Origin of the sequence: Pedobacter sp. ASV28, from assembly GCF_016428855.1 — a bacterium.
Taxonomy (GTDB): Bacteria; Bacteroidota; Bacteroidia; order Sphingobacteriales; family Sphingobacteriaceae; genus Pedobacter.
On the sequence record NZ_JAELTN010000016.1, the window covers coordinates 74992 to 87762 of the forward strand.

Consider the following 12771-nt stretch of genomic DNA (forward strand, 5'->3'; position numbering starts at 1 on the left):
ATGAGTAAAGTAACAACCCAACAGATTGCCGAGTGGAAAAAGCAATATACGGAAGTATATCAGTTGCCAATCGAAGATAAAGTATGCTATTTAAGAGCACCACAAATGGTGGATTGGAAAAGAGCATTTACCAGTATGCAAAAAGGTGGCGATATTGGTTTTGCCGAAGAAATGTTAGCCTCTTGCTGGTTAGGTGGCGATGAAGAGATCAGGTCTAAAGATGATTACTTTCTTTCTGCACGCAAGGAAATTGCCTCCTTATTCAACTATACCGATGCCGTGATTACGCCAACGGAAAGCAGGGGCAATAAAATTACCATAGATGGCCTTACCTGCACCATTAGGGTAATTACAAGGGAAGACCTGAAGTTAGCTGATAAGAAAAATCCATCTAACAAGCCATTTGTTACGCAAGAAGCGCTGTTCGAACTTATCTGTACAGAAAAGGACGAAGCTTTTAACGACAAAAACAATGCAAGCTTAAGGTTTCCGCTTTACCAGGCAATAGAAAGCTTACAAAACCAAAAAGCTGCACAGCTAAAAAAGCTCTAGCAGAGGCCATTGTTGACCAAAATGATGCCTCTGCACATGAACTAGCCGAAATCAGTGTAAGGCTGGGAGACGCTTTTTTGCGCTACTATATGCATATTCCCAGCCCATCCTCCCTATCTGACGAGGAATGGGCTGAGGAATTGCAGAACCTACACTACATAAGACACCAGGAAGCACAAGCTTCGAAGCCCCAATAACAGAAATGAACGCCGTTGATTATATCTCCTTAATAGCAAATTCCACCAGCTCTACCCTCACCAAAATTTCGGAGAGCGTAGGCTTGGTTAGGCAACAACTTGGGCTACTGGACAAAGCAGTGTCAGATTTTGCGGAAAATGCGCTAAATAGAGTTAGATCTTTATATTCAGGTCTACAGAATTGGATAGGCTCAACTGTGAGCAGAGCAGGTAATTTTATTACCTCCACCCTCGATTCCATTCGCAATCAAAAAGGATTGACCAGAGAGACTTTTGGTGTAAACCATATACTCGAATTTGGAAATAAGGTTTTAGAGGCAACGCAGAGATATAATGGATTCAGGTCCACTTTAAGCGACACTTTCCATTCGGTAAGCGTTGGAGAAGCAGCATTGAATACCATTACTAAATTTGCCACCGACTCTCCATATACGCTTGAAAGTGTAGTTGGCTCTTTTAACAATCTTGCCAAGAATGGTATATTACCTACTAAAAATGAACTGTATGGACTGGGAGACCTGGCTTCTTCGAGTGGTAAAAACTTCGAGCAGATCAGTACTGCCATACTGGACGCCCAAAAAGGTAACTTTGAAAACCTCAAAAGCTTTGGCGTAGAAGCAAGTGCTTCTGGGGATAAGGTTCGCCTATCATTCAATGGAGCCAACCAAACTGTAGAGAACAATGGCCAAGCCATTAAGAGCGCATTAGCCCAATTTGGCAATATGCCGAACGTAGCAGGCGCCATGCAGGAAGAAGCAAATTCTTTTAATGGGCTATTAACCTATTTCAGAGATTTAAAATTCTTGGCCGACTACATTCCCTTAATCTCTAAATTTTTCGAAATATTGGGAGAGACCATACAACCGGTGGTCAATTCGGTATGGAACTTACTAAAAGGCTTTTTTAGCTTTGCTTCTGGAGCTCAAGGCATTAGCACCTTCTCTCAAATTTTAAGTGGAGCAGTAATGGTAGTCGATGTTTTTTCAATTGGCCTATCCTATCTTATTGATATTTTAGCGCCCTTTGTACCTACCATAGCTGCCATTGTAGCCGGCATAACCGCATTGAACATCGTTATGGCCTTAAGCCCGATCCAATGGATTATTATCGGTATCGTTTCCTTGATTACCATTATTGGCCTGCTCATTAAATATACAGATGGTTGGGGCAAGTCATGGGATGCACTGGGTACCATGTTCACCCTAATTTGGCAACAGATTCGAGCCGATTTCAATTTTGGTATCGACAGTCTAACTTATGGGTTTACACTGGTCTATCTACATGCCAGAGATGTGGTAGAACGGATCATAGGCACTTTCGCTAATCTTGGGGAAGCCATAAGTCTTGCCCTTGATGGCCAAGGACAAGCCGCACTAGATAAGGCATTTTCTAGGGTTAACACAGCGGCAGAGGCAGAAATTGCCGCATTAAACAAAGAACGGGAAGCCAGTAAACGGGCCTATCAAGCTGGTTCAATGCAACGTGGAGCCGATTTTGAAAAAGCCAGAAGCAATTTTGGAATCACTTTCAATACCGCAGCTTTTGCCAAAGACTTCAAAAACATAAAAGATAAGTTCACCAATGTAGGACAATCCGAGACGGCCTATACAGACCATCTCAACAATAACCCGAAAAAGTCGGGCAACAACAACAGTTCCCCTAATAATGCTTCTGGTATGGGTATTACCAACGGGGGAGCAAAGGCTACCAATATTACCATCAATCTGGCCAAAATGCAAGACCAGATTGTCATCAACACTGTAAATGCTGGCGAAGGAGCTTCCAGGTTACGTGAAATGTTGGAAGAAGAGCTCAACCGACTTTTAAGTTCAATTACACAAATGCAGACCACATCATGACGATAGATATTAAAGAACTTACCGCACTCGCACATTTAAGCTATATCGCTTCGCCATATCCAGATTTATCGAAAAAGATAGAAGCCCTAAGGCTGCCAGACCTTAACAAAATCGGAAATGTCCTTGGCTCTCCCTATTTCATGCAGTTAAACTTAATGAAGCCAGATAATGAAATCATCACCTTGCCCAACGAACCCCTTGTAAGCATCTCCTTACAAAAAACAATCGTTGAAACGGCAACTGTTGGAGAGCAAAGGAAAGGGACTGTAAAGGAATACATCTGTACGGAAGATTTTAATATCGATATAAAAGGAGTCTGTATAGGCAAAAATGAGGACTACCCTACCGAAGAAGTAACACGGCTCAAAGACCTATTCATGGTCAATGAAGCACTGGAAGTTAAAGAAAATTTTTTCTTGGGACTTTTTGGCATCGAAAAAATCGTATTAAAATCACTAAAGCTAGATGAAATGATTGGGCAAGAAAGTGTACAGAAATATACCATTACCGCCATAAGTGACATGCCGTTTTTTGCCGAGCTGAAAGATAGGGCGGCACTTATTAATAAATCATAAGACCATGTTCGTTTTACAAGGATATTTTGAAATAGGCAATTATAGGTTTAATGCCATTAATAACATTGAAATTACACGGTCTATAGAGGAGCTGACCAGCACCGCGGTCATTAAAATGCCCAGCAAGTTCTATATCAAAGAAGATGGACAATTGAAATATACCGAACAGGTTATTAAAAAATACCAACCTGTTAAAATTGTACTTGGCTACAAGGGCAAGCCTGAAGTGGTAGAATTTAATGGTTTTGTAGATAAGGTTAAATATAGCATCCCCATGGAAATTCATTGCGAAGATGCCATGCAATTGCTGAAAAGGAAGGATTTTATATTTAATGAGCCTAAGCCCAACTTAAGAGATATCCTATTGCAAATAGTAAAGGATACCCCCATTAAACTAGCGGCAAAGATGTCCGACATGAAATTGGACAAATGGGTATTTAAAGAGGGCAATGCGGCACAGGCCCTGGCAAAGCTGAAGCAAGATTTGCCAATGTACCATTTCTACATCAATCAAAATGGCGAATTGTATGCGGGTCTTAAACATTTGAATAAAGTACTCGAATCCGTTACCTACGATCTAAACTACAGCTTGGTAGAAAACAACCTTGAATTTAAGGACGGTAGCGAAAGAAAAGTAAGGGTGATTTATAAAAGTACCACAAAAGATAATAAGCCCATAAAAGTAGAATTTGGCGAACAAGGTGGCGAAAAAGTAGAGGTCAACAATGCTACCATAACAAATAAGGAAAAATTAGCGGAGCTGGCACAAATACATTTGAAGAATCTAAAAGCAGATGGTTTTGAAGGAGATCTTACTTCTTTTCTCTTGCCTTATGCCGAACCGGGTATGGCCGCTCAACTCATCGATACCAAGCATCCCAATAGAGAAGGAAGGTATCTGATTAAAAAGGTGGTGACCACCTATGGGACTAAAGGCGCCCGGCGCAAGGTAAGTTTGGGCAATAGACTAACAATAGCGGATAAGAAATGACCGAGGAAATAGCAAGAAAATTAAAGTTGATAGGTAAGCAGGATATTGATACCTCTATTATGACCGTACTGTCCGTTGATAAAACCAATGGCACCTGTATCTGTGATGATGGCGAAATCAAACATACCGACGTGCGCCTTTCGGCCATTATTGACAATCGGCTACAAAAGTTTTACCTATTCCCAAAGGTAAACAGTACCGTATTGGTTACACCAATTAATGCAGATTATAATCTGCAGTTCGTAAGTGCTGTTAGCGAAGTGGAAGACTTTAGTTTGGTTATTGAGGCTTGTAAGATGCAGATAGACAAAGAGGGTTTCTTGCTTAAAAAGGAAAACGAAACCTTAAGAGCATTAATGCTCGACCTATTGGCGGCCATTAAGGCCATGAAGTTTACCACCAATGCAGGTCCAACCATTGCCCTGGTAAACGCCCCACAATTTACGGCTATTGAAAACCGGTTTAAACAATTTTTAAAGGAGGCTTAAAATGGCTTTAAATAAAGACAGGCTAAAACAAAAGGTAAAAGATGCCTTTACGGCCGTACAGAACGAAGAACAGGATCACCAAGCTGCACTAGACCATATTGCAGAGCAACTGGCCACAGCCATTATTGAAGAGATCAAACAATTGACCATTGCCTATAACAGTGGGCTTTTGGCACCTAATGGTGCAGTAACAGGAACGTTTAACGCAACACTCAGCTAAGTGGAACATTTTTTTAAGGAATACATCAGCCAATTGATCACCGCATTGATCGGGGCTTTTATCGGCTGGTTTTTCCAACGGAAAAAACAACAGGCCGAAGTACGTACCAATGAAATTGAAAATGCCGAAAAAGCATTGCAATACTATAGAAGAATGGTCGATGACCTCGGCCAAAGACTCACCCAGGCCATTGCAGAACTCAACAGGCTAGAAGAAAAGGTAGAAGCATTGACCAAAGAACTGAAAAAATACAAGCAATTGAACGGGAAAGTATGATGTTAAAAAAAGCACTACACAACCAGTCGGTTTTTGATTTTGCCCTCTTACACACGGGCAGTATAATGGGAGTTTTGGCCTTTTGCCAAAGCAATGCCATTTCACTAACCGACGATTTGATAGCAGGCCAGGAATATCTTGTTCCAGAGGGAATACTATCAGACACAGACATTAAGATTTATTATGCCAATAATGGCTATAAGCCAGCAACGGCAATACAAGGAAATACCACCATCATCACAGATTATGGTATTGGCGACATGATTATAGGCAACTCATTTTTAGTAAGATAATGGCAAGAAGCATAGAACAAATACAGGCAGAAATTATACAGGCCAAAGAAGGCAATTCGACCCTGGCACAATTGAACAGCACAAGTAAAGTAGCCGTGTGGAGATTAATCACCTATGTAATGGCCGTAGCCATTTACACTTTAGAGGTATTGTTTGATCTCCACAAGGCTGAAACCGATAACAAGATAGCTATACTTAAACCACACACACAAAGATGGTACAGACAAAAAGCGCTATCTTTTCAATATGGTTACCACCTGGCAACAGATGCCGATTATTATAACAATGATGGCATTGATGATACTTTGATAGAACAAAGCAAGATCATTAAATACTCGGCAGTAACCGAAGCAACGGGAGAAAGTCGTGTCATTATTAAAATCGCAACTGAAACGGCCGATGAGCTAAGTCCTATTACCCCAGAACAGAAACAGGCCTTCGATGCCTATATTTTTGAGATCAAGGATGCCGGTGTTAACGTTTCCACCATTAACTTCTTGCCAGACAGGCTATACCTTACCATGCGAATTTATTATGACCCTTTGGTGCTCGATGAACAAGGCAACAGCATACTAAGCGGTGGTCGACCAGTAGAAGAGGCCATCAAAGCCTACCTAAAGGAAATGCCTTTCGACGGAGAACTGGTATTGGCGCATTTGGTAGATAGACTGCAGACCGTAGAGGGTGTACGTATACCACATATCGATAATGCCGAAAGCAGCTGGATTGACAACAACACCAACGATTACGGAACGCCCCAGCCCATTAATGTAAAAAAGGTACCCGTATCAGGTTATTTCAAAGTAGTAGATTTTAGTCGTATAAGTTATGTGGTATAAACTAGATCTTAACAAACTGGTGGTTTTACTGGTGCCTACATTCTTACGCAGGCCCCTATTTATTTCATGGCTGCAATCTTTGGTGGCTCCCTTAGTGAGCGTACAACAATCATGGTATGTAAAACGATTAGATAATCTATATAAGCTAGATCACAATGGACAGATCTGTTACTTGCGCAAAGCCCTGAACGATGCCTTTGATCCTTCATTAAGACGTATTTACATTACCGACGGAAATAAATATACAAGGGCATATATCTATACCAATGGCGAACAGCAAACCAAGTACCTGGGCAAGATGCATTTAAGACAGGTGGATGACTATGCCGATACCGGAGTAGACTTTAGGGTCATCATGCCGAGCGACTTTTCCCTGCCCAGCAATATTTATCAGCTCAGGGCACTGATCGATTTTTATAAACTGGCTTCCAAAAGATATTTAATAGAGTTACAACAATGAACAAGATACTTTTACAACAAACAGGTGGTTTCCCGTTAGAAACCGACACCTTAGATTATATGCAAACAGCATATGCACAACTACAGGCTATTGCCGCATTAGGAGGTGACAATTACATCTTATCTGGATGCGTAGCAACAGGTGGCAGTACTGGCAATGGCGTTGTCGTGCTCGCAGGTGAAGTGCTCGAATTCAGGGGTGGGATTACACAGGCAAGCATTGTCATTAGAGAGGACAGGCAGAGCCGTCCTTTCGAAAATGGCCAGGTGAAGGAGGTATTTATTACTCGTTATGCTACCTTTGGTACAGGGGCAGAGGCCATTGCCTGGAATACCATTTCCAAGTTAAAAAACCTTTCCCTATTCAAAAATCTGCCCACCTCAGCTTCATCGGCCATTAACTTAGACGATGAGCAGACCTTGGCCACCTCAAAAGCGGTAAAGCTCTTGAACGATAAAATAGAATCTAATTTACCAACGGGATGCATCTTGATCTGGAGTGGTTCTATTAACAGCATACCTATAGGCTTTGCCTTATGCGACGGCAGTAATGGACGTCCCGATCTAAGGGATAGGTTTGTTTTGGGAGCTGGTCTGAACTATTCAGTGGCTGCAATTGGCGGGGAAAAAGAACATCGGTTAACGATAGACGAGATGCCAAGCCATAGCCATGGTTACACTGCACCACGTAACGACCAAAATGTTGATGCCGGTGGAAATAGCAGATATGGTGCGGTACAAGGAGGAACAACAACAAGCACAGGCGGTAACCTACCACACAACAATATGCCTCCATATTACACCTTGGCTTACATTATTAAGCTTTAGTTGCTATGGCAAGACAGGCTTTAAATATTATAAAGAACTGGTTCAAAACAGGACTTAAACCCACGCAGAACCAATTCTGGGACACTTGGGACAGTTTCTGGCATAAGGATGAGAAAATTCCCACAAATGCCATCGAAAACTTGGATTCCAGGTTTAATGAAAAGGCAGACCAAGGCGCTTTTCTAAGTCACCTTAATGACATCAATGCCCATAATGGGCTCTTGGCCGCTAAGGCTAATTTAATTGACGGCAATACCTTTTCAGGCAGTCAAACTATTAATCTAGTCGATTTTTCTGATGGTTTTAGGATAAATGCCAAAAATGAAGATGATGAACATAAATCACTGTATATCAAGGCATCATACACTGGTCATAATATTCAAATCGGCTCTCCTACCAATAACGGTATAGAGATCATAGGGGGAGCAGGAAGTTTTGAGCAAGGTGCCCCCTCTTTAATTCTAAGCAACAATTTTGGAAGTTTCCTAGATATACCTACAGGGCATACCATGGATTTGAAAGGCTCCTTTTCTTTAAACGGTAGAAACCTAATGCAATGGCTTACCCCAGCATTACTAGTTTTAGATGCTAATAGTCCAGTCATAGGGGGGTATTCGAGTCTGAAATTAAGCTACAGCAATACCCATGCTGTCAGCATTGTATGTTGTCCGGAAAGTTCTGCCGATTCAATTATGGATTTATATCTACCTCCCAACACCGAATCGTATGAAGGTCAACAAGTGCACGTTAAATGCCAACATGGCAATTATTTCGTTAGAATTAAAGACAGCTTAGGAACCCAAATCGAAGAGGTGGGTGGTAAAGTCACTTATTACTTTAGGTTTACAGCCGGCAGCTGGGGAGGTGTTGTAAACTGGATAGAATAAGCCAGGTCTCACTTCTAAGCTTGACAAAATAATACTTAGCAGAACCGTGCAACTGGTTTCTAATACTAGGCATAACAATGAATATTTCCAATACTTATTACATCTTTCACCTCGCAATATTTAATTACAAGGAATGGCAAAGCAGACTTTAAACATTATAAAAAACTGGTTCAGGACCGGTTTAAAACCTACACAAAACCAATTCTGGGACACTTGGGACAGTTTTTGGCACAAAGACGAAAAAATCCCAACCAATGCCATCGAAAACCTGGATTCCAGGTTTGACGAAAAGGCAGACCAAGGAGCATTTCAAAGTCACCTTAATGATGTGGATGCCCATAGCGAACTGTTGGCCACTAAGGCTAATTTAATTGGTGGCAATACTTTTATGGGTGCTCAACAGATCACTGGAGATGATACCCTATTGGCACTGGACTCCCAGCAGTTAAAAGTGCTCGATTTGGCTAACAGTTTATCTACGACAATAACGCCTAACGGTATAAGCTGGGAAGCAGAAGGGCAAGCCCATGAATACACATTTCCAACAACTAGCGGTACCCTAGCATTAGCCGATGACATCGACAACTTCATTAAACCCATAGAAGTTACCTATGCCGATTTGGTGGATCTGATCAACAGCAGCTCTTTGGTAGCCAACCAAAAATACCTAATTACAGATTTTCAGACGATACATACTATACCAAACTCTTCACCTGCTGAGCTGAACACAGGGCCGGTGGAACCCCTCATAATAAAAGCCAGTGGAGTTAATTCGATCTATTCAGAAGTCAAAAGTACTCTATATCCACAAGATATATTGAAGTATAAAATTGATAATGAGAATGGGAGCACTAAGGGTACTATTGTTTACAGGGAAGACACTATACAAAAAAATATACTATTCTATGATTTTAGACATTATAAAATCAGAAGATGGAAATTGAATCCTCCTACTTGGACTAATATTGGATTTACCATAGGAAATTCAGTCCAATTAAACAATGCTATATATCATTGTGTTGCAACACATGGTACTGGGCAAAATCCCGAAACTGAGACTCAGTACTGGAAAAAAATAATAGATGATAATACAAATTATTTATCACATACGAGTGCAAATTTTAGCCTAACATTAAGTGCATCCACAAGTGGAAATCTACTTATACCTACTAATATAAATGATTATATAGATACAGTAACATTTCCTAATTATACAAATATTAAAGGTAATACCATTGGAATGAGGCCATCTATTATCGCCAATATAGTAGTTTATACAGATGGGCAACCTTTTGGATTTGTAAATAACACTATAACACATCACACAGCTACCTCATTCTCATTAAGAGGAACTTATTATTGTTACGACAATTATTTTAGAATTCTTCAAACAGCGTTAATAGTTGGGAATAATCAGGGAACTGCCAGTACTAATATAGCAATGTTACAGAATAATATAGATACTGCATTTTCAGTTTTATTTGGTGGGGGTTCTTTTTATTACAATAATATTAATCAAATACAACAGTGCGTATTACAAGGAACATACAGATTAAACAGTGGTCAAAGATTAGCATATTTAATGGGGCCAAGTACGTTTAACAGTAATAATTTTAAAACCATTGGGCCGGTTAAATTTACTAATACCAATCATCAGATTCTTGGTTGTAATTTTAATTGTAATATTGGTATTTTCTATGCTAATTCTTTTTCGGGCAATGCTCGAACATGGACTGTAACGGCTAACTTAATAGACAAAACATTTACTGGAAGTATTATATCAGACACGGATTCTCCTAATGCAATGACAGATGCCCTTACAAAATCAGTAATATATGCGGGCCTCCCTGCTCCTATAGATGTTAATGATAAGGAGGACATGGCCAATAAAGCAACAAATCTAATTAGCCCAGACAACATTAAGTATCCCACCACACAGGCAGTAGCTACGGGCTTAAGTGAAAAGGCAAATCTTGGGACGAGTAATACTTTTACGGGGAACCAAATAATAACAGCAGGTAAGCTAAGAGTCAATACCAATCGTGAAGACAAATATGATATGCCAATCGTCACCAATGGGATAAACATAGGAGGCACTGCTTTTTTTAGTGATGGAAATGGTGGTTTACAAATAGACGACGAGCACCAGGCAGCTCCCTTATATCGTTTAAACGGGGGGAGTATAGATTTACTAGCGGGAGGATATATATATCATGTATTTGACCCAATCAACTCTGATGATGCCGCAAATAAACAGTATGTTGATAATATTGCGGCAGGTATTCCCCAAATAAAATATGGGAGCTTATTGGTTACATTTAATGGTGGTGATACCGTATTTAATATTCCGCATGGTATGACCGGCATCACGGCCTCGTCATCCTTTGCGCTAACCTTTGGAGATGCCAGTAATTCTACTTTCATCCAATCTGTCAGAACATTGACAGCGACCCATATTGTGATCACTTGTAATACCGCACCTGCCGCAGGATCCCAGACCGTGTATTGGCAGGTATTCAAATAATTAGCACTACCGATCATCAGTTTTATGGGAATACCCCGAGAAAAAAGACAGCATGATCAAGCGCCTTACATTAATGGCTAACCATACCAAAATACCAACATGGCAAAACAGACCTTAAACACCATAAAAAACTGGTTTAAAACTGGTTTAAAACCTACACAGAACCAATTTTGGGATACTTGGGACAGCTTTTGGCACAAGGACGAAAAAATCCCAACCAATGCCATCGAAAACCTCGATTCCAGGTTTGATGAAAAAGCAGACCAGGAAGCTTTCCAACATCACCTTGTCGATGACAATGCCCATCAAGAGCTATTCCATGCCAAGGCCAATGTGCAACATACGCACCCTATAGCAGACATTGATGGCCTATCTACCAAAATAAGTGATATAGAGGACAAAGTGGAGGTGGTACAGGAAAACATGTACTCCATTGAATTAGATTTATCTAACAAATTAACCGCTACCCTGGCTACAGATGCTGAAACCCAGATCAGTACCGCCAGTGGTATTACGGAAGACCACAAAATTGTTTCCCGTTTAAAATTATTCAACTGGTGGGCCTGGATCAGGTCTTCGCTAGTGGGTTTTACCAATACCACAGAAAGTACCAGTACCAGCACCGGAGGACTCACCATAGCCGGTGGACTTGGCGTGGCCAAAAGAACCACGACCAAAAGCTTAACCGTAACAGATTATGCAGGTGGAGGCACCAAGATCATCGCCACCGATAACAATGGCGCAACCAGCGCCCTATATCCGGTGGTAACACCTGTAATTACCAACAGTACCATTATCTCTCAGTTAACCACTACAGCAAACTGGAGTGCCGCAGATGTATATACTGGCGGTGCCATAGCGGGTGCCTACCAAATGCAGTATTATGTTAATGGAGATTATTGGTATTATTTCTATGATGACACCACCCCCTTAAGAATACCTAGAAGGGCAGCAAATTTGGCTGCTACTGATACAGAAGCTTTGGCTGGTACTTTGACAAATAAGTATTTAACACCAGCTAACTGGACTTATTTAAAAGGACAAGCACAAACTTTAGGTGGTGCATGGGTATTCTCAAATACATTAGGTTTGGGTGTTACTCCAAATAGTTTAGCATATTTAACTGTTTTAACACCATCAGCATCAAAAGCTCAAATGCTTTTGGCACAAGGTACTACGGATTATACAGGTACAGGTAATGGTTTAATTTGGAATAATGGTGGAGAGATTAAGTTCATCGATAATTCAATTATAAACAGATTTGACAAAGTTTACAATAACGAGCTTTTCAAGGGCAGCGGCAACAGGCTAGTAGAGGTCAACCAGTTTGGCGATAAATCGGCCGTTAACACCATCAAATCACGTTGGATCTATAATACCGATGTTATAGCGGCCATTACTGGCGCCACTTATGGTGCAAATAAGAGGGCCGACATCAACGTGAGCGGCTATACCGTCGAAAAGGGACAGGTCTATTTCAATGCCTCAACAGGTACTTTATATGAAGCCTACGATGATAATAAGGTTATGATTGTAAGCGAATCATATGATACCGTACCTACAGCAAGTAGTTTGAAACCAGTTACAAGTGACGGTATAAAGACAGCTTTGGATGCTAAGGTTAATAATTCAACATCTGTACAGACAGGTAATTTTAATTTAACTGGTACAGGTAGATTAGATACTGGTTTAGGACTTGGTGTTGCACCCAATACGACAACCTGGGAAACAATATTAGCGAATACCACAACCAAATCCCAATTAAGGCTAAACCCGTCTACCG

14 protein-coding genes are annotated in these 12771 nt (G+C 40.8%); all 14 read left to right on the forward strand.

Translation table 11 applies throughout. The annotated features are described in order from the left end of the window. Nucleotides 1-552, forward strand: a complete 552-nt coding sequence (locus JHD79_RS08075; protein ID WP_199118712.1) for a hypothetical protein — start codon at nucleotides 1-3, stop codon at nucleotides 550-552. 202 nt (nucleotides 553-754) lie between these two features. After that, nucleotides 755-2608 carry a hypothetical protein gene (locus JHD79_RS08080; protein ID WP_199118713.1) on the forward strand — a complete coding sequence of 618 codons (1854 nt, stop codon included), beginning with the start codon at nucleotides 755-757 and terminating at the stop codon, nucleotides 2606-2608. After that, on the forward strand, nucleotides 2605-3183 hold the full coding sequence (locus JHD79_RS08085) for a DUF6046 domain-containing protein (protein ID WP_199118714.1): 579 nt from the start codon (nucleotides 2605-2607) through the stop codon (nucleotides 3181-3183). Before JHD79_RS08080 ends, JHD79_RS08085 begins: the two co-directional genes overlap by 4 nt. 4 nt (nucleotides 3184-3187) lie before the next feature. After that, a complete protein-coding gene (locus JHD79_RS08090; protein ID WP_199118715.1) occupies nucleotides 3188-4174 on the forward strand; it encodes a hypothetical protein in 987 nt (328 codons plus the stop codon). Then, the gene (locus JHD79_RS08095; RefSeq protein WP_199118716.1) at nucleotides 4171-4662 is read left to right on the forward strand and encodes a hypothetical protein; all 492 of its coding nucleotides are present in this window, start codon (nucleotides 4171-4173) and stop codon (nucleotides 4660-4662) included. Before JHD79_RS08090 ends, JHD79_RS08095 begins: the two co-directional genes overlap by 4 nt. Before the next feature lies 1 nt (nucleotide 4663). Next, the gene (locus tag JHD79_RS08100) at nucleotides 4664-4882 is read left to right on the forward strand and encodes a hypothetical protein (RefSeq protein WP_199118717.1); all 219 of its coding nucleotides are present in this window, start codon (nucleotides 4664-4666) and stop codon (nucleotides 4880-4882) included. Then, complete coding sequence (locus tag JHD79_RS08105; RefSeq protein WP_199118718.1) at nucleotides 4883-5158, forward strand: hypothetical protein; 276 nt, start codon at nucleotides 4883-4885, stop codon at nucleotides 5156-5158. Continuing rightward, nucleotides 5155-5451: a hypothetical protein gene (locus JHD79_RS08110; protein WP_199118719.1), complete on the forward strand. Its 297-nt coding sequence runs from the start codon at nucleotides 5155-5157 to the stop codon at nucleotides 5449-5451. Before JHD79_RS08105 ends, JHD79_RS08110 begins: the two co-directional genes overlap by 4 nt. Beyond that, complete coding sequence (locus JHD79_RS08115; RefSeq protein WP_199118720.1) at nucleotides 5451-6290, forward strand: hypothetical protein; 840 nt, start codon at nucleotides 5451-5453, stop codon at nucleotides 6288-6290. The genes JHD79_RS08110 and JHD79_RS08115 overlap by 1 nt, the downstream gene beginning before the upstream one ends. Beyond that, the gene (locus JHD79_RS08120; protein WP_199118721.1) at nucleotides 6280-6750 is read left to right on the forward strand and encodes a hypothetical protein; all 471 of its coding nucleotides are present in this window, start codon (nucleotides 6280-6282) and stop codon (nucleotides 6748-6750) included. The genes JHD79_RS08115 and JHD79_RS08120 overlap by 11 nt, the downstream gene beginning before the upstream one ends. Continuing rightward, entirely contained in the window at nucleotides 6747-7577 is an 831-nt protein-coding gene (locus JHD79_RS08125; protein WP_199118722.1) for a hypothetical protein, read from the forward strand. Before JHD79_RS08120 ends, JHD79_RS08125 begins: the two co-directional genes overlap by 4 nt. 5 nt (nucleotides 7578-7582) lie before the next feature. Then, nucleotides 7583-8464: a hypothetical protein gene (locus JHD79_RS08130; protein ID WP_199118723.1), complete on the forward strand. Its 882-nt coding sequence runs from the start codon at nucleotides 7583-7585 to the stop codon at nucleotides 8462-8464. 133 nt (nucleotides 8465-8597) lie between these two features. Continuing rightward, on the forward strand, nucleotides 8598-10988 hold the full coding sequence (locus JHD79_RS08135) for a hypothetical protein (RefSeq protein ID WP_199118724.1): 2391 nt from the start codon (nucleotides 8598-8600) through the stop codon (nucleotides 10986-10988). A gap of 99 nt (nucleotides 10989-11087) precedes the next feature. After that, nucleotides 11088-12771, forward strand: a 1684-nt coding sequence (locus JHD79_RS08140; protein ID WP_199118725.1) for a hypothetical protein, incomplete at its 3' end; no start/stop codon positions are given.